Origin of the sequence: Streptomyces sp. NPDC058246 (genome assembly GCF_042881985.1) — a bacterium.
GTDB lineage: Bacteria > Actinomycetota > Actinomycetes > Streptomycetales > Streptomycetaceae > Streptomyces.
The window spans coordinates 39,419-55,267 of the sequence record NZ_JBHVWZ010000042.1 but is presented as its reverse complement, the minus strand read 5'-3'; the positions used below and the strand labels follow the sequence as shown (position 1 = coordinate 55,267).

Below are 15,849 nucleotides of genomic sequence, written 5' to 3'. Positions count from 1 at the left end.
CAGTACCAGCAGTACCAGCAGTACGCAGTCCCCGCTTAGTAAGTGATTGATCCCAGAGGGAAGAACGGAGGAGCCGAGCGCCATCAGGATCGCCCGGGCGGAAGCCTTGAACCCGGGTACCGCAGGACATCGATAGTGAGGTGGTCTCCGGTCGAGCAACCGCGATCCCAGCAGCCCCGACAGCATCTCGGCCGGGTCTGCGGACATAGAAGGCCGGCGCAGTATCAGGGCCGGCAGATGGTGTAGCAGTTCCTTCGGGGCCTTGGTGCCGTACGGCACCAAGGCCCCTCCAGGCGTTCCCCAGAGAGGTGCAAGTGACAGCAGACGACTCGTTCGGCCGGATCGACGACGACGATTACCCCGCCTACACCATGGGCCGGGCCGCCGAGATGCTCGGCACCACCCAGGGCTTCCTGCGCGCCATCGGCGAAGCCCGCCTCATCACCCCGCTCCGCTCGGCGGGCGGACACCGCCGCTACTCCCGCTACCAGCTGCGCATCGCCGCCCGCGCGCGGGAACTCGTCGACCACGGGACCCCCATCGAGGCCGCCTGCCGCATCATCATCCTCGAAGACCAGCTCGAAGAAGCCCAGCGCATCAACGCCGAATACCGCCGCGCCGCCGGATCCCCCAGGTAGACGGGGTGAACCTGGGCGACGGGCTGCGCCTCCAGGAGTTGTTTGGCCGCTGCCTGACGACCACGGCCAGGTCTGCGAACTGCTGGACCTGACCGCCGCCTGGCGCGGCGAGATCATCCTCGATGACCCGCTCCTCGAGCCGTGGTGGAGGCCGCACAAGATGACGATCGTGCGGAACGGCGCCGTCGTCCACGGCTCTCGCTAGCGACGGAGCCAGGCCGACACGCCGGGTCCCGATGCCACGATGACGAGTGGCGGCTCGGTGTCCGCGAAGTCTCCGGTCAAGGTCAGTGAAATGTCTGGAGTCGTCCTTGCTCCGGGTGTCGTTCATCTGACGTACCTCCGCTGACAACCAGGGCCGTCGGGCATGGCGGAGCTCTTTGTGGCGGCTGTCGCAGACGGGTTGGCGGATGTACGTCCACCAGGGCACTTTGACCGCGTGCGGGCGCCAGGAGGCAGCAGGCAGGAAGCCGCAAGGCGGTCTCGGCGGCGCGCGGCTGCTGGTCCGCCTACCTGCCGCGGAAGGAAGCTGATCCGGGCTCCCGTGGTGTCGGTGTCGCACCCGGAGATCGGGACCCCCGCCCGGAGTCTAGGCGCCGTTGTTACCGGCGACGAGGTGCAGCGGTGCTACGGCAGCAGCGGCGGCCTCGGCTGCACTGAGGTAGCCGGTGGCAACCAACCGGTTCAGCACATGACTTCGGCGCGAGGCCGCGAGCGAGGGGTGGTTGACCGGGTCGTAGGCCGACGGAGCTTGCACGAGTCCGGCCAGTAGTGCTGCCTGGCCCCAGGTCAAGTGGTCCGGCGACACCCCGAAGTAGCCGTGGCTCGCCGCGTCCAGGCCGTAGAAGCCGTCCCCGAAGTACACCACTGCGGCGTACATCTGCAGAACCTGCCGTTTGCTGTAGCCGGCGTCGAGCTTGACCGCCAGCGTCGCCTGTCCGGCCTTTGCCGTCACGCCGCCGTCCTGGCCGCCGTAGTAGAGCTGTTTGGCCAGCTGCTGCTCAAGCGTGGCCCCGCCCTGGTCGACGCTGCCTATGAGCGCCGCCACCGCGGTACGCCCCGCGCTGAGGACGTCGATACCGGGATGGGAGTAGAAGCGGGAATCCTCGGTGGCGATGAGTGCGGTGGCGAATCGCGTGGGCACGGCGGTGGCGGGGCCGACGACGTGATGGGTGCGGTCGATAGCGGCCGCTCGTTGCTCGGCGCCACCCACGCCTGGTGTCAGTGCCGCCAGGGCGACGCATGCGGCCAGTGCCATGACTCCGACCGCCAGCAGGCTCTTCGCAATCCGACGCAGCCAACGGTGCCGGGCAGGCCGCCGACGCGCGGCGGCACTGGATGTCGCGGTGACGGGCGCCTTGGAGGGTTCCCCGTTGGGCGGGGCCGACGCAGACGGCCTCAACGTATGCCGACCCTCGGCCGGCGGGGGCCACGCATCCTGTCTCTCATCATCACGACATGTAGGACGTAGACCGGTTCGTCGGAGTTCCACCAGCTTTCGTCATTCGACGCACCACCCGAACACGGTGAGGCGCATACCGTCGGCGTCGGTGAAACGCAGCTGAGCGCCGGGGTGCGGGCGTTCCTTGCGGACGATCAGCCGCATGCCGGAAGGCCGGCCCTTGAGGACGTCGCCATCGAGTCCGGCGACCCAGGCGCCGTCGCGGATCTCGCCTCCGGACTCGACGGCCGCCGTCCAGGCCGAGGCGGGGACGGTGAGAACGGCCTGGTGGATGGCGTCGGTGATGGTCATGCCGACCGAGTAGGACAGCCACCGGCCGCGCTGGGCCAGCCAGGCCACGAACTCGTGGGTGCCGCCGCCGGAGTCGGTACGGATGAGCATCTGCCGGCCACGTCGATGGTGTTGGGGGAGCTGGGCTGGCGCGAGCTCCTCTCCGGCCGCGCAGGCAGGGGTGCGGGAGCACTCCGCAGGGACCGAGAGGCAACTTCACGTCACCACAGGGGGTTGTATGAGCACGGACAGCCCCGATAGGACTGTCCGCGTGACTGATCAACGCAGCTTCGCCCGTACTGTCATCGCGCTCTCCCTGGCCGTGACCGCCTGTTGTGCGCTCACTTTCACCATCATGCTGCTGGCCGGGAGTCCCGCCGTGCAGCCGCAGCGCGTCCTGGATCAGGACGCGCTGGCGCGGGCGGTGCTCAACAACGTCAAATCCGCCGACTTCGCCAAGCCCCCGACCATCGACGATGTCAGCTGCCCCGCTTCCATCCCCGTCGAGGCGGGCCGGGAGTTCGAGTGCAACGTCGACGGCGTCGGCGACGGCAACAGCAGCGGCCATGCCTGGGTCAAGGTGAAGATCAAGGACGATCAGGGCGACCTGTCACTGAGCTGAGGAACGGCAGAGCGAGCGGAACCGCAGCCGTGACATCGGGGCCGTCCCGGCCCCTGCCGGCGACAGTAGTGGACCACCGATAGCCCCAGGCCAGGGGCAAGAGGCGTCAAACGCCCCGAGACTCTCAAGGCCATCGGCAAACCCGGAAGATCTTGGTAGATAAAAAACAAGCTGAGGCGGAAACGACACCCGGAGCGAGCCCTCCGTGTCGTTCAGTGGAAGCCGAGCATGCCGGGGGTGTCGATGCCGATGGCGAGGATGCCGGGCGGGTAGTGGTCCTCGTCGCCGGTCAGGAGGATCGGCATGCCGCCGGTGCCGGTGCGGCGCAGTGCGGTGTAGAGGGCGTGGCAGGTGTCCATGCCGCCGTAGCCGTCGCGGAACATGGTGCCCACGGCTGGTGCGTCGATCTGCCCGAGCACCTCGACGTCGGTGCACGGGTATCCCAGGACGGCCCGTGCGGCCCCGGCTTGGCCCGCCTCGGCCTGAGCCAGGCACAAAGCTGGAACGAGGAGGCGGTCACCGCTCGCGGTGACGTTGACCGCGAGCGCGTTGAGCGCTTTGTGGCCCGTCGCCAGGGCGGTGACGGCGCTGGTGTCGAGAATGATCACGCGGCGTCCCTGCCGGGCATCGCCAAGACCTTCTCCGCCGCGATCCGCCGCAGGTTGCCCAGCACGTCGAGAGTGGCGAACTCCTCGTCGCTGACGTCGACGCCGATCACTTTACGGGCATGCGTCCGCGCGGCCGCCACCTGCTCGGCCCGCTGGGCTGCGGTGGGCTCCGCGGCGGCGAGTGCGTCGACGAGCTGGCCGATACTCAGCCCGCGCTCTTCGGCAAGCTCGGCGAGGTGGTCGCGGGTCTGCTTCGTCACCTGAATCGTCGTATTCGCCATAGCGCAACCATAGCATCTCTATAGTTGGGGGCTGGGCCTTGCCCGTCCCGGCCTGAAGGCTCTGGATGTGCGCGTGCTGCCCGCGCCGGGCGAGTGCCCACTGATCGCGGGTGGCCTTCGTGATCGACCCGGCCCAGCGGGAGGAGGACTGCTGCGTGAGGGTGCGCTTGCGCTCGGCCCACCGCTCGGTGTCGTGGTCCGGCCCGGCCGCGCACCGCGCCTTCAGATCACGGGAGGCGAGCGAACAGCGATGCGCACGCCGATCCGCCTGCCGCGCAGCCATTTCCGCAGGTCGGGCCGGTCGTAGGCTTTGTCGGCGGGAAGGCGCTGGGGCTTGAAGTACCGGCCGCGGTGGGGGTCGTGTCTCGTTTGGTGACCGGCCACCATGGGCTTCAGCCCTTCGCTGTCGTGGGTGTTGCCGGCCGAGATGCCGACGAGAAGGGGCAGGCCGTTCGCGTCCGACAAGACGTGCATCGTGGAACCCGGCCTGCCCCGGTCCACGGGGTTCGGACCTGTGTGTTCACCCCCCTTTTTTTAGCCCTGACGTGGGCGGTGTCGAGGACCATGCGGGTGACGTCGACGAGGCCGGCGTCGTCGAGGCGGTGCAGCACGGCTTCGTGCAGGCGGCCCCAGACACCGGCACGGGACCAGATCAGGAACCGGCGGTGAGCGGTCGACTTCGATATGCCGAAGCAGGGCGGCAGTTGGCGCCAGGCGCATCCGCTGACCAGGACATAGATAATGGCCGCGAACAGCGTCTCATCGGACGTGTCCTGCGTTCCGCCGCCCTGTGGTCGCACTCTCGACGGCGGGATCAGCGGCTTCGCGATCTCCCCCAGGCCGTCCGGAACAATCCAACTCCACGTACCCCGCCCCATGTACGGCTCAACGACCGCCTCACCACGTAGGACACCGTCTTGAAACGGCTGACAATTGGTTCTGACCCCGGAGGCATGCTCAACATGAGTAGTACCGAGCCTGTGGGACTACTGCGAGTGGTGATCATGTACGAGCGACCCTCGGCGCACCAGGTGGTCTGCCACGCCCGCTGCATCAGTCCGGGGCGGAGCGTCTTTCCCGGCGATTCGGTGCTCCCGGCGGACGACTCACCGGATGACGGGGCTTTTCCGGCCCGGGTGCTGCGGATATACCGGGAGCCGTACGGGGAGTTCACCGAACTGACCCCCGGCTGGAGCGCCGTCGTCGAACTCGAGGGCACGGACCTGTCCTGGGTGCAGCCCATGGCGAAGCTCCGAGTGGTCCCGCCGACGGCCGGCACGGATCAGGAACCGGCGGCCTGAGCACAGGATTCCCCCCTGCTGCCGGCGCCGGGGGCAAGCAGTTCTGGTGAGCACGGCGAGGGCCTCCGGGGACAGCTTGCAGCAGCGCGCACGTTCCCCGGCTTTTTGTGCCGGTTCTTGTGCCGGGACTTCGCCCTCAGCATCAGCAGCGAGGCGCCCTGCTCGCCGAAGCGGCCCAGGGAGGAATGGGCTTGTGTCCGCAGCGGCCGTGTGCGGGTGACCCCGTGCAGCGATGTGGGCAGGCGCGTCGGTGCGGGCGGTTTCGCGACGCAGTCCGCGGAGTGTGTCGCATCCAAGAGCAATGACGCGTCGCAGATCACGCCTTCGTCCACCCTGCGCCGACCCGCGACGCGTCTTTTGCGGGTCGTTCCTCTCGCCGGCGTTCGACTCGGCGTGCGACGGCGCGATGCACAGATCGCGGACAAGGAATGATCAGCTGAACCGTCCGGGGAGGGCCTTGATGAACGTCACCTTGCGGGTGGACGCCACACCGTCAACCTCTGCGCTCTTCCTGCGCCCTTGGAACGATAACGACATGAGACCGCTGGTTGAGGCGTATCGCGATCCCGCGTTGCGCCGTTGGACGAGGCTTCCCGTCGAGAGTGCCGAGGATGCGGTGCAGTGGTTGGACGTTCAAAGACGCGGCTGGGAGACCGGAGAACGACTGAGCTTCGCGGTATACGCAGATCAATTCGGCACCGACGAGGGTCAGTTGGTTGCCAACGTCGTTCTCAAACGGACCGGCCCCGACCGGCGGTCCGCAGAGGTCGGCTACTGGACGGCAGCGCATGCCCGAGGCCGGGGGGTGGCCCCTCGTGCCCTCGACTCTCTCACCAACTGGGCCTTCGACGCCTTCGCGGCCGAAGGCCTGGAACGCCTTGAGCTGCTCCACCAGGTCGACAATCTCGCCTCGTGTCGCGTTACGGAGAAGACGCGATACCAGTTCCACCAGGTCCTTCCTGCCCGGCCGCCTTTCCCCAGGGACGGCCACTTGCATATACGGCGAGCCGATACTCAGGCCCGATGACGGGAAACAGTTGCCTGTCCGGGGTGTCAGCTGCATGATCCGATCAGGGATCAGGGATCAGGGATCAGGGATCAGGGCGGTGCGGGTCGTTGTACGCCCCCGGCGGCTACCCGGTGACGCCGCCACCGGGTCAGTCCACCGGGTGCCCGGGCTCGATCGTGAGGACGTCCGCGAGCCGCAGCAGCGGCCCCCCGCCGGCCTTCTCCTGTTCGCCGCACTGCATCGGATCAAGGACGAAACCGACGTGATCGCCCGCGTCGATCCGCTGCTCGATCCTGCCGACGAACCACGCCGGCGAGTCCTCCAGGACCACGGATCCGCCGTGCCCCTGCGTCCAGCGGATGTGCGCGAACTTGTCGACGTGGTCGCCGCTCTCGCCCCCGAACAGGGCGGCTACCTCGTACTGTTGCGGCGTCAGCAGATGCACGGCGAGGAAACCGGCACAACGGGCCACCTCAAAGGTCCGGTTGACCTTCGACAGCCACACCACGAACCGCACCGGCCGCAGGGAACACTGCGAAGCGAACCCGACGAGACAGCCCGCCCGCTCACCGCCCGCCGCAGCCGTCACCACGCACATGTCGGGGTTCAACCGGTCGGTGAAGACATCCATGTCCACCATGTCCACCATGCTCGCGCTCCTCCCGCCCTGGCCGTCCATTCCCGGGACCGGGCAACCGAGACACCGCCGTCACCCCCGACACTCTGCCCCGAAAGCCACGGCGAAGACGGCTTCCTGTGCGGTGAGTCCCACAAGCCGCCCGCGACAGCAGAGCGCTGCGGCGAGGCCGACAGCCCGCCCGCCCCCGTACGCTCCCGTATCCCACGGGTGTCTCCTCCACGTGGTGACGACGGGACCGAGCCCGCGCACGCACGGTGTCGGCTCACCCGGGAGACCCGCCGCGGCCGGACCCCTGCCGACCGGACCGGGTGACACGAACCGCGGTACGACCGACTTCCCCGATCCAGCCGCAGCGACCGGGCCCGCAAGCCGCAGCGCCCGGGCCCGCCGCAGCCGGCCCCTTACCTCCCGGGTAATCGACCAGGACCGCACGGCCCGGCAATGCTGTCGTCCTGCAGCGCGGTCGACGCACCACAAGACCGCAAGAAGCCCGGCGCGGGGCCCCTTTCCCTCCGCGCCCCGTGACGCACAGGAGAGCCCGCATGCCTGCCTACGCCATCGGCAACCTCCGGCCGCGCGCCGATCTGCCCGAGGACGTCCTTGTCTACATCGAACGCATCCAGGCGACCCTGGACCCGTTCGGCGGACGGTTCCTCGTCCACGGCGCCCCGGAACGCGAAGTGCGCGAGGGCACCTGGCCGGACGCCCTCGTCATCATCGCCTTCCCTTCCCTCACCGACGCCCGCGCCTGGTACGACTCCTCCGCCTACCAGGAGCTGCTTCCCCTGCGCACCCGGCACATCGACGGCGACATCCTGCTGATCGACGGCGTTGCCTCCGGCTACGACCCGACCGCCACGGCGGCCGCACTGCGCACCGCACAGGCCGCCACGTGAACACCAGCAGGGGCCGGCCACCGGCCTTGCCCCACGTCATCCCCCACCGAGCGGGCAGCGCGGCGCCCCGCGGCCGATGCCGGTGACGTCCCCGCACACCGCCTCGCACAGCGGGCAGACGGCAGAAGTCCGGGCCGACCGTCCCGGACCGCAGCGACGTGCAGCAGCGCGCGCCGGACAGCCCGCCCGGACCCCGCCCCGCCAGGGCCACTCCCGCCCACCGGACCGGACCGGACGGGACCGGACCGGACCTCAACTCACACTGCTCCGGCCGCCGGTCAGCGCGCGGCTGTCGCCTCGGCCAGCTTCTGGAACTCGCCGAGGTCGTAGTTCGCGAGCGTGGAGTCCAAGTTGGTGAGCGCTCCGAGGTGCTCGACGAAGCCCTTCGGGTCGTACTCGATCTGCAGGGTCACCCGGCTCGAGGTGTCGCTGAGGCGGTGGAAGGTGACGACGCCCGCGTGGTGAACGCCCTGCGTGGTGTGCCAGGCGATGCGGTCCTCGGGGATCACCTCGGTCAGCTCGGCGACGAAGTTCTTGTCGGCCCCCGGCAGCGACAGCTGCCAGGCAAAGCGCCGCTCGTCCAGCGGCTCCACCAGCCGTACGTGACTCAGGAAGGACGGCCACCGGCTCACGTCGCTCCACAGCGCCCACGTGACGGCGACGGGGGCTTCGATGTCGACGGTCTCCACCAGTGATGCGGACATACGGCACCTCTTTCACGGCCGGCTCGACGCCGGGTCTGACGAGTTGGTGGAGCCCGCCTACCCGCAGGCACAGGGCTCACACGAACGGGAGCTCCGGCCCAGGACTTCGCCGAGACCGCCGCTCTGGCGGGTGCCTGTGTCCCTCTCCACCCTCGTCGATGTGCAGACGGGCACCCCGCGAGGACGGCGACCAGGGTCCGCGGTGGTCGGCACTTCAAGGGATGCGGTCACCCCACCCGCTCTCCCGTCTTGTGCCCAGGTCACAGGGCGAGTGAGTCCGCTGAACAGATAGTCGCCCCCATGTTCCGTTCCATCATCTGCAGTGCCGCCTCCGCCAGGTTTTCGTGTATGTGCGCGACGGCGTCGTGTGGCACCGTCACCTTCAGGTGACGGATGTGGGCATCCAGAGCCGAGTACAGAACACACTGCTCGGTGACCTGCCCGCACAGGACGACGTGCCGGATGTCCAGCTGGCTCAGCAGGTAGGCGAGTGGGGTCTCGTAGAAGATCGAGTGGCGGGCCTTGACGACGAAGAGTGACTCGTCGTCCGGGCGAAGAGGTTCGACGAGGTTCGCGTGAGGGCCCGCGAGGGCGGTGTCCAGGATCTCTCCGTGGTGCGAACGCCACTCACCGAAGTTGTCGTTGACATAGATGACGGGGACGCTCCGCTCCCGAGCCCTTTGGATCAGCCGGACGATCAGGGGGACGGCCTTCGCGGCAGACGGCAACAGGAGATCGGCGTCCGCATGGTCGTAGGTGTTGATCATGTCGATCACGACGACTGCGCAGTCCATGTGACCCATGCTTCCACTCCCGTGATGACGCCGCTGGCCGCGCAGCGGTCGCTGCCCGCGCGTCTGTCGCGCTTCTTATGGGCGTCGGTGCGCCGGCCACCGCCTTTCGGAGCGGATGGCTCGCCCGCCGCCGACGGCGCTTGCACGCGGCGTGGGGGAGAGAAGACTCGACTCCGTTGCGAGGCGCCCGAACCTGCGGTGTCGGTACGAGAGCACGCGGCCCGTTTTTCCGCTTTTCCCGCCGGGTGGGGCGGCTCTCCGGCACACTCCGGCCGAGGTGCGGAGGCTTCAGCGACAGGAGCACGCCGTCAGTCCGCCCTCGGGCGCACCTGCTTCGTAGCGGAGCAGGCGCAGCAGTTGCTGTCCCAAGGGTGCTCAGTGCGCCGGCCGTCACCACTGTTTCCGGGTCCCGGTCGGCCAGCCCTGACTCGAGACCTGCCCGGCGTCGACTCCACTGAGGTCGAGCGCCTCGCCCACATCGGCGCTCTCTTCCCGACTCCCGCGCACCCGCCCGGTCTGTCTACCGCCCACACCCGGCCGCCCCCCGAAAGGGGGTGACGACCGCCCTCATTTCGGGTTGTCGTATTGGTCGAGGTGACCGACTCCAGGGCTTGTCCACCGGCTGAACACCCTGAACCTGTTGCTCGCGTGCACCCGTTGCCCCGGCTCTGCGACTCAGCGGATGCCTGTGGACAGGCCGTGTGCGGTTGGAGGGTGCTGCCCTCGGCACGGCGGCTACGCGGACCGGCCGGCAGTCCGTCGCGGGGGTGGGGCATGCGACAGTCTGCCGGCCGGCCTTGTGCGGGGGCGTCAGATCGTGGGGTCGATGCCCTCAGAGGGGCCGCCCTGCTGCTCGCTCTGCTCGCGCAGCTTGCGGGCCTTGTCCTGCAGCCGCTGGCGCTCCTGGGGGTCGGAGGCGCGCTGGGCGGCCTCCTCCATCTCCTGGACCTTCTGACGCATTTGCTGGGCAGAGCCGCGGGAAGGGTTTGTTGCGCTCATGATCACTCCTTCGTGAACGGGGAGAGCGGGCCACCAGCGAAGCAGTTCCTCCAGGTCCGCGCATCCTGGAAGGTCACTGACTGTGATCCTTGCTGCTACTCGCTTTGGGGTGCCGGACGCGCGGGCAGCGCGCGTGGGCGGGGGTGCCCGGGGGGGACCGGCGGGAACACGCCTTGGCCGCCTCGGGGAACTCCTCGGGGCTCGTCAACGTGTGGCGAGGATCCCTGGAATTCGCCCTCAGCGGCCGTGGCTTCGTCGCGCGTGCGTCGGCTGATCACTCGGCTGATTGCGCGCGTGGCGACCGGAGCGTCGTGGGCCTGGGCGACCTCGTCGAGGGCGGCGAGGACCTTCTGACCGCGCTCCGTCTCGAGGTGCTTCGCGGGCTCGGCATTGCGCTGCTGCCGTCGGTGTTCTTTCGACCGCTGGTCGCCGACGACCCCGAACCCCGAACTGGCGCTGGTCCCGGTGGTCGACGGACCGCATCGAGTATCTGGCGTGGAGCTGATTCAACCCCAGCCCCGCCACCCGAGCGATGCTCGACGTAGCGTCCTCGCAGCAGGTGGCGCGCCGCATCTTGTCCTGCCGGACTCGCGGCTCCGGCTGAGGCCTCCAGGCCTTCCCTCCACGGTCGTGGTGAGGGGGCGCCCGGCCTGACGCTGTCAAGGGATTGCCCTGGAGGCGACAGCCAGGTGGCCGGGCCGGCCGCCCCGTCGGCGTGTCCGAAGCCGCTCACGCCTCACCCGATGCGCGCACGGGTTCTGCAGCGATGTTCTGGCCGGCCATCGGGCCTGCGCTGTCCAGAGCGTCGGCCCCATCGCAAGCCCCTGGGCACCGCTCGCGGCACAACCGCAGCCTGCAAAAGCAACGAAAAGGGCCCCGGTCGCGGGGAGGCAAACCGGGGCCTGGCACAGGAGGGCGGGGTCAGTCGGTGGACAGGGCGTCGAGGAGGCTGCCGACCTGCGGGTCCGACAGGGCGCGGGCGACGTCGGCCTGGGCGACCATGCCGACGAGGTCGTGTCCGTCGATGACCGGCAGACGGCGCACCTTGTGCTGGGACATCGTCCGCAGGATCTCTTCTGCGTCGTCGTCGGCGCCGATCGTGACCGCCTCGCCCTGAGCCAGCTCGCCGGCCGTGACCGAGGAAGGGTCCTTGCCGGCGCCGAGGACCTTAACCACGATGTCGCGGTCGGTGAGCATGCCTTTGAGCTTGTTGTCGGTGCCGCAGATGGGCAGCGCGCCGACACCGAGCTGCTTCATCTTTTTCGCCGCTTCCAGAACGCTCTCGTCCGCTCCGACGCATTCGGCGCCGCCGGTCATGATCTCTCGCGCCGTAGTCATGCTGGTCGTCCTGTCTTTCTGGATCGCGCCCTCTTCCGGAACCTGCTCTGCCGGAGAGTGCTGGCTGACGTGACGAGGCAACGTGTTCCCCTCGCGCAGAACAGCTAACGCCTCCTACCTGAAGTGACCCGAATGGCTGTCCCGGCGCTTCGGGTGGTCAGTGCGCGCGTTCTTCGTGTCCTGAAACTGGGGGCGTGAGTATCAGAGCATCCGGTTCGATGAGCCCACGGCGGGTGCCCGAAAGCGGTGATCCACACGCGGCGGTCCTCTTACGTCCTTGACCTGCACGTTTCCGTCGGCCGTGAGGGGGGACCCGGCGCCTATGGTGGCGTACGAAGCGGAGCAGCGGGTGCGCGTGCCCGCGTTGCGGGCCAGCTGGCTGAGGCAGACGTTCGTCCACTGGCCCTTCCGGCCGGAGGGGGTTCAAGCTCTGGTGCCCAAGAGACTGGTCGTGGACGAATACGACGGGGTTGCCTGGGTGGGTCTCATTCCGTTCGTCATGGCGGACGTTCGCCCTCCCGGCATATCCGCCGCGGTGCCCGGGCTCCCGAGCTTCGCGGAGACCAACCTGCGGACGTACGTCCGGCGCAGGGACGGGCGGGACGGGCTCTGGTTCCTGTCCATCGAGGTCGCCTGTTCCTTGATGGTCGCGGCTCGTGCGGTCGGCGCTCCGTACAACCAGGGGACCCTGCGCGTTTCGGCGAGCGGAGACACCGTCACGTACACCGGATCGAGGCGGACCGGTGGGGCCTCCTACCGCCTGGTCGTCCGCCCCGGCGACCCGATCGAGCCGACGGCGCGGGACGTGTGGCTGACCTCGCGCTGGCGGGCGTACACCCGCCGGATGGGTCTTGTCTGGGAGACGCCGGTGGAGCACGAGCCATGGCCGCTGGCCGACGCCACCGTCGAGGTGCTGGAGGAGAGCCTGACCACCGCGGCGGGGCTCCCGGCCCCGCTCGGCGAGCCCGTCGTGCATTACTCGGAAGGGGTCAGGCACGTACGGCTGGGGGTCTCCCGGCCCTGCGTCCCAGGGCCGGCCCCTTCCGACCGCGCCTGAACGCGACAGGGCCTTGCTCTGTCGGACCTACTCGGGACCTTCGAGCGGAAGCGAGCGGATGAGCCGGATTCTCAGCGAGGCCACGCGGCGCCCGCGGCTGCGCTTCGACGGCTGGATCGCCGGCCTGGGCACCACTGCCGGGACGCGCATCGTGCTGGGGCACTGGCCACGGTCGCCGTTCGGGCCGTTCAGCGATGTGATGCTGGAGCGGGCCGACGGAGAACGGCTGCTGCTCGCCCCCACTCCCGAGACGGCAGATTTCATCAGCGGCACCTACATCTTCGACGCCGTGCACGTCGTCCCGGTCGATGTGGGCGTCGCGGACGACATCTGGACCGTCATGGCCGGGCCACTCGGCCTGCGCTTCACCGTCGGCCGCCGACGGCTCCTGGGATGGTTGCTGCGTGTCGTGCCCGGTGTGCTCGCCCGGCTGCCGGCATGGAGCACCCTGGCGGACTTCCCCGCCCGCGTGTTGCTGGTCGGCGTGCGCACCCGTGGCAGTGCCGGTGCGGACCGCCGCGAATGGTACGGCGCCCAGGACCTCTGGCCGATCCGCGCGGTGTCGGCGATCTTCGAGGGTGACGACCTCGGCGCGATGGCGCCTGTGGTACCCCCCGTGCGCTTCGGGTTCGGTTCGGTTCCCCGGAAACCCGCACTCACCCGGGTCACGACGACGGTGGCCCTGACCCCGGTATCGCGGCGGAGCCGGTGACACCGCCGCGCCGAGGGCATGTGGCCTGCGGGAGCCATGCTGCGCACGTATGGATCACTCTCTCCTGGGCACCCAGTCTCAGCAGAGGCGGCCCATATCCGCGGCGTTCAGGGCACCCGCTCTCTCTGCTACGTCGCGTCTGATGACCCATCGAACCCGGCGCCAGTGGCCCCAGTGCCCTGCGCGTCGCTGATCCATGACCCAGGAGGGCAGTACCCGTGCCCGAGAACCCGACTGACAAGCACCCCCGCCCCGACTTCCCCCAGCAGGACCAGGAGCACCCCGGCTGGACCGGCCCCATGGACCCTCCGCCCGACCACGGCGAGGACTCCTACGAAGGCAGCGGACTCCTCCTCGACCGCACGGCGGTGGTGACCGGCGGCGACTCCGGTATCGGCCGGGCGGTGGCCCTCGCCTACGCCCGCGAGGGCGCCGATGTGCTGTTCACCTACCTGCCGGAGGAAGGGCAGGACGCCGGAGAGACCGCCCGCCTCGTCGAGGACGCGGGCCGCAAGGCCGTCGCCGTGCCCTGCGACATCCGCGAGGAGGAGCAGTGCCGCCGACTGGTGGAGCGCGCCGTCGACGAGTTCGGACGCATCGACATCCTCGTCAACAACGCCGCCTATCAGATGTCCCAGCCTGATGGGATCGAAGCGATCTCGACGGAGCAGTTCGACCGCGTCGTCCACACGAACCTGTACGGCATGTTCTGGCTGTGCAAGATGGCCCTGCCTCACATCCCCTCCGGCGGTTGCATCATCAACACCACGTCCGTGCAGGCGTACAAGCCCAGTCCGCATCTCCTCGACTACGCGATGACCAAAGGCGCGATCGTGACGTTCACGCAGGGGCTCGCGCAGATGGTGGCCTCCGACGGCGTCCGCGTCAACGCCGTTGCTCCCGGCCCTGTATGGACTCCGCTGATTCCGGCGACACTCCCGGACACCGTGGAGTTCGGCAAGCAGGCGCCGCTGGGGCGGCCTGCCCAGCCCGCCGAAATGGCGCCCGCCTTCGTGTTTCTCGCGTCGCCACGATCGAGTTTCATCACCGCGGAGATCGTGAACGCCACCGGAGGAGTCCCGCTGCCGTGAGGAGGAAGGACAGCGTCATCGCCTGGCCATCGCTCGCCTGGGAGGCCGCAGGCGTCTGGCGCTCGGTCCGCCCGGCTTTCACCGAGGCCGGCCCCGAGCGCGACACTGCGGTGCAGTCCCTCAAGGCGGCGGGCGCCGCGCTGCTGGCCTGGGCGGTGGCGGGCTGGTGGTGGAACGCGCCGATGGCTCTGCTGGCGCCATGGACCGCACTGTTTTTGGTGCAGAGCACCGTCTACCGGTCACTGCTGTCCGCGCTGCAGCAGTTCGTCGTGGTCGTGGCGGGCACACTCCTCGCCGCCGGAGCGGGCGTGCTGACCCACAACACCATGACGGCGATGGCGCTGGCTCTGCCTCTCACCGTGCTGCTCGGCAACTACGCGCGCTTCGGTGACCAGGGTCTGTACGCGGCCACGGCCGCGCTGTTCGTACTCGTCTACGGCTCGTACACGGGCTTCGACATTTTGCATCGGCTCCTGGAGACCTTGCTGGGCGCGGCCATCGGCGTCTGCGTGAACGCCCTGGTGCGGCCGCCGGTCCACACCCGCCGCGTCCGCCGTCTAGGCGACCGACTGCCGAAAGACTGCGCCGAGTTGCTGCACACCGTCGCCGACGGCATCCAGGAGCCGTACGACGAGGAGCAGGCGCGCGGCTGGTACGACCGGGCAGTACGGCTGACGGGCCAGGTGACGGACCTACGGGTGGCGCGACGGCGGTCGGACGAGAGCTACCGTCTCAACCCGGCCCACAGGCTGCGCAGCTCGGTCCCCGCCCCCCCGGCGGCCGAGTGGGACGTCGAGTGGGACCGGATTACCGAGGACATCAGGGCGACCATGCGCACGCTCACCGAAACCGCCGCGCTACCGGACTGCGTACCGGACCCTTTGGCAGCGCTGCTGAGGGCGGCCGGTGACGTGGCCGAACTCCCGGAAGGTGCGGACGACGAGCGTCCCCGTGCCCTGGGCGTGGCAGCCGCGGCTCACCGGCAACTGACCGCCGTCCTCGCGGACGGCCGCTTCGAGACGATGTCCGCGCTGGGCGGGCTGACCGCCGACACGCAGCGGCTACTGGACGATCTCACCTCGGTCGTCAGTCAGCGGAGCGGGAAGCCCCGACGAACAGCCGGGCGAGTGCCCTGAACGACAACGACACAACGGTGGCGAAGGCGTTGCCGATGGCGCGAAGCAGCGAGCGCACATACAGCCACTGGGCCACCGGCGCCGCCGTCTCGCCTGCCAGCGGGTGTCCGGCGGCGCCCGCGCGGCCCCCTCTCCCTTGAGGTGCGCGCGGCGAGCACTGCCGTGCCGTACGAACGAATCGCTCGTGCTCCGCGCGGGGGTCGGCTCTGGTCCGGGGGAGCGGATTCGTGGCATGCAGCGGTGGCCCGCTGGTCTGTTGGGGTACCTGGAGTGTGTCTGGTGTGCCCGGTC

Annotated in this window: 18 protein-coding genes and 4 pseudogenes; 10 read left to right on the top strand and 12 right to left on the bottom strand. The window is 69.3% G+C overall.

Going from position 1 to position 15,849, the window contains the following annotated elements; genetic code table 11:
- Positions 1-314: 314 nt before the first annotated feature.
- Both ACFVXA_RS37135 and ACFVXA_RS37130 read left to right on the top strand, forming a co-directional pair.
- Complete coding sequence (locus ACFVXA_RS37135) at positions 315-638, top strand: MerR family transcriptional regulator (protein WP_383745606.1); 324 nt, start codon at positions 315-317, stop codon at positions 636-638.
- A gap of 244 nt (positions 639-882) precedes the next feature.
- Positions 883-1,069 (top strand): annotated as a pseudogene (locus ACFVXA_RS37130) (DUF4440 domain-containing protein); the annotation flags it as partial.
- A gap of 158 nt (positions 1,070-1,227) precedes the next feature.
- Here ACFVXA_RS37130 and ACFVXA_RS37125 read toward each other — a convergent pair.
- Together ACFVXA_RS37125 and ACFVXA_RS37120 are read right to left on the bottom strand one after the other, a co-directional pair.
- Positions 1,228-1,896 carry a biosynthetic peptidoglycan transglycosylase gene (locus ACFVXA_RS37125; protein WP_389936308.1) on the bottom strand — a complete coding sequence of 223 codons (669 nt, stop codon included), beginning with the start codon at positions 1,894-1,896 and terminating at the stop codon, positions 1,228-1,230.
- A gap of 261 nt (positions 1,897-2,157) precedes the next feature.
- Positions 2,158-2,529, bottom strand: a pseudogene (locus tag ACFVXA_RS37120) (transposase); the annotation flags it as partial.
- A gap of 112 nt (positions 2,530-2,641) precedes the next feature.
- Here ACFVXA_RS37120 and ACFVXA_RS37115 point away from each other — a divergent pair.
- Entirely contained in the window at positions 2,642-2,992 is a 351-nt protein-coding gene (locus tag ACFVXA_RS37115) for a DUF4333 domain-containing protein (protein ID WP_362033231.1), read from the top strand.
- 212 nt (positions 2,993-3,204) lie between these two features.
- On the opposite strand, the gene ACFVXA_RS37110 is transcribed toward ACFVXA_RS37115, so the two are convergent.
- The 4 genes and pseudogenes from ACFVXA_RS37110 to ACFVXA_RS37095 form a co-directional block, all read right to left on the bottom strand.
- The gene (locus ACFVXA_RS37110; protein WP_362033228.1) at positions 3,205-3,600 is read right to left on the bottom strand and encodes a hypothetical protein; all 396 of its coding nucleotides are present in this window, start codon (positions 3,598-3,600) and stop codon (positions 3,205-3,207) included.
- Positions 3,597-3,881, bottom strand: coding sequence for a hypothetical protein (locus ACFVXA_RS37105; protein ID WP_362033225.1), 285 nt, complete (start codon positions 3,879-3,881; stop codon positions 3,597-3,599). The genes ACFVXA_RS37110 and ACFVXA_RS37105 overlap by 4 nt, the downstream gene beginning before the upstream one ends.
- A 46-nt stretch (positions 3,882-3,927) precedes the next feature.
- Positions 3,928-4,137, bottom strand: a pseudogene (locus ACFVXA_RS37100) (IS200/IS605 family accessory protein TnpB-related protein); the annotation flags it as partial.
- Positions 4,128-4,759: pseudogene (locus ACFVXA_RS37095) on the bottom strand (IS5 family transposase); the annotation flags it as partial. The pseudogenes ACFVXA_RS37095 and ACFVXA_RS37100, both read right to left, overlap by 10 nt.
- An 84-nt stretch (positions 4,760-4,843) precedes the next feature.
- Here ACFVXA_RS37095 and ACFVXA_RS37090 point away from each other — a divergent pair.
- Both ACFVXA_RS37090 and ACFVXA_RS37085 read left to right on the top strand, forming a co-directional pair.
- Positions 4,844-5,182, top strand: a complete 339-nt coding sequence (locus ACFVXA_RS37090) for a hypothetical protein (RefSeq protein ID WP_390028429.1) — start codon at positions 4,844-4,846, stop codon at positions 5,180-5,182.
- A gap of 460 nt (positions 5,183-5,642) precedes the next feature.
- Complete coding sequence (locus tag ACFVXA_RS37085) at positions 5,643-6,209, top strand: GNAT family N-acetyltransferase (protein WP_390028427.1); 567 nt, start codon at positions 5,643-5,645, stop codon at positions 6,207-6,209.
- A gap of 130 nt (positions 6,210-6,339) precedes the next feature.
- On the opposite strand, the gene ACFVXA_RS37080 is transcribed toward ACFVXA_RS37085, so the two are convergent.
- Complete coding sequence (locus ACFVXA_RS37080; protein WP_390028437.1) at positions 6,340-6,831, bottom strand: flavin reductase family protein; 492 nt, start codon at positions 6,829-6,831, stop codon at positions 6,340-6,342.
- A gap of 542 nt (positions 6,832-7,373) precedes the next feature.
- Here ACFVXA_RS37080 and ACFVXA_RS37075 point away from each other — a divergent pair.
- Entirely contained in the window at positions 7,374-7,727 is a 354-nt protein-coding gene (locus ACFVXA_RS37075; RefSeq protein ID WP_390028426.1) for a DUF1330 domain-containing protein, read from the top strand.
- A gap of 278 nt (positions 7,728-8,005) precedes the next feature.
- Here ACFVXA_RS37075 and ACFVXA_RS37070 read toward each other — a convergent pair whose 3' ends face one another.
- The 4 genes from ACFVXA_RS37070 to ACFVXA_RS37055 form a co-directional block, all read right to left on the bottom strand.
- A complete protein-coding gene (locus ACFVXA_RS37070; protein ID WP_362033212.1) occupies positions 8,006-8,431 on the bottom strand; it encodes an SRPBCC family protein in 426 nt (141 codons plus the stop codon).
- Positions 8,432-8,691: 260 nt separating this feature from the next.
- Positions 8,692-9,225: a cysteine hydrolase family protein gene (locus tag ACFVXA_RS37065; protein WP_383745597.1), complete on the bottom strand. Its 534-nt coding sequence runs from the start codon at positions 9,223-9,225 to the stop codon at positions 8,692-8,694.
- 810 nt (positions 9,226-10,035) lie between these two features.
- Positions 10,036-10,224: a DUF6381 family protein gene (locus tag ACFVXA_RS37060; RefSeq protein ID WP_362033283.1), complete on the bottom strand. Its 189-nt coding sequence runs from the start codon at positions 10,222-10,224 to the stop codon at positions 10,036-10,038.
- Between the two features lie 921 nt (positions 10,225-11,145).
- Positions 11,146-11,562 (bottom strand): CBS domain-containing protein, encoded by a 417-nt coding sequence (locus ACFVXA_RS37055; RefSeq protein ID WP_362033206.1) that lies wholly within the window; start codon positions 11,560-11,562, stop codon positions 11,146-11,148.
- Positions 11,563-11,884: 322 nt separating this feature from the next.
- Between ACFVXA_RS37055 and ACFVXA_RS37050 the strand changes: the two genes are divergently transcribed.
- The 4 genes from ACFVXA_RS37050 (at position 11,885) to ACFVXA_RS37035 (ending at position 15,558) form a co-directional block, all read left to right on the top strand.
- Positions 11,885-12,619 (top strand): DUF2071 domain-containing protein, encoded by a 735-nt coding sequence (locus tag ACFVXA_RS37050; protein WP_362033203.1) that lies wholly within the window; start codon positions 11,885-11,887, stop codon positions 12,617-12,619.
- Positions 12,620-12,677: 58 nt separating this feature from the next.
- Positions 12,678-13,331: a hypothetical protein gene (locus tag ACFVXA_RS37045; RefSeq protein WP_389754849.1), complete on the top strand. Its 654-nt coding sequence runs from the start codon at positions 12,678-12,680 to the stop codon at positions 13,329-13,331.
- A 218-nt stretch (positions 13,332-13,549) separates the two neighbouring features.
- Positions 13,550-14,422: an SDR family oxidoreductase gene (locus ACFVXA_RS37040; protein ID WP_390028425.1), complete on the top strand. Its 873-nt coding sequence runs from the start codon at positions 13,550-13,552 to the stop codon at positions 14,420-14,422.
- A complete protein-coding gene (locus ACFVXA_RS37035; protein ID WP_390028424.1) occupies positions 14,419-15,558 on the top strand; it encodes an aromatic acid exporter family protein in 1,140 nt (379 codons plus the stop codon). The genes ACFVXA_RS37040 and ACFVXA_RS37035 overlap by 4 nt, the downstream gene beginning before the upstream one ends.
- Here the strand turns inward: ACFVXA_RS37035 and ACFVXA_RS37030 are convergent.
- A complete protein-coding gene (locus ACFVXA_RS37030; protein ID WP_384402732.1) occupies positions 15,509-15,622 on the bottom strand; it encodes an LPFR motif small protein in 114 nt (37 codons plus the stop codon). The genes ACFVXA_RS37035 and ACFVXA_RS37030 overlap by 50 nt on opposite strands.
- Between the last annotated feature and the right edge of the window lie 227 nt (positions 15,623-15,849).

Coding starts and splice junctions, on each gene's coding strand:
- ACFVXA_RS37125 (WP_389936308.1), bottom strand. CDS start 1,896: ATGGCACTGGCCGCATGCGTCGCCCTGGCGGCACTGACACCAGGCGTG.
- ACFVXA_RS37105 (WP_362033225.1), bottom strand. CDS start 3,881: ATGGCGAATACGACGATTCAGGTGACGAAGCAGACCCGCGACCACCTC.
- ACFVXA_RS37090 (WP_390028429.1), top strand. CDS start 4,844: ATGAGTAGTACCGAGCCTGTGGGACTACTGCGAGTGGTGATCATGTAC.
- ACFVXA_RS37085 (WP_390028427.1), top strand. CDS start 5,643: ATGAACGTCACCTTGCGGGTGGACGCCACACCGTCAACCTCTGCGCTC.
- ACFVXA_RS37080 (WP_390028437.1), bottom strand. CDS start 6,831: ATGGTGGACATGGATGTCTTCACCGACCGGTTGAACCCCGACATGTGC.
- ACFVXA_RS37075 (WP_390028426.1), top strand. CDS start 7,374: ATGCCTGCCTACGCCATCGGCAACCTCCGGCCGCGCGCCGATCTGCCC.
- ACFVXA_RS37070 (WP_362033212.1), bottom strand. CDS start 8,431: ATGTCCGCATCACTGGTGGAGACCGTCGACATCGAAGCCCCCGTCGCC.
- ACFVXA_RS37065 (WP_383745597.1), bottom strand. CDS start 9,225: ATGGACTGCGCAGTCGTCGTGATCGACATGATCAACACCTACGACCAT.
- ACFVXA_RS37060 (WP_362033283.1), bottom strand. CDS start 10,224: ATGAGCGCAACAAACCCTTCCCGCGGCTCTGCCCAGCAAATGCGTCAG.
- ACFVXA_RS37055 (WP_362033206.1), bottom strand. CDS start 11,562: ATGACTACGGCGCGAGAGATCATGACCGGCGGCGCCGAATGCGTCGGA.
- ACFVXA_RS37050 (WP_362033203.1), top strand. CDS start 11,885: ATGGTGGCGTACGAAGCGGAGCAGCGGGTGCGCGTGCCCGCGTTGCGG.
- ACFVXA_RS37045 (WP_389754849.1), top strand. CDS start 12,678: ATGAGCCGGATTCTCAGCGAGGCCACGCGGCGCCCGCGGCTGCGCTTC.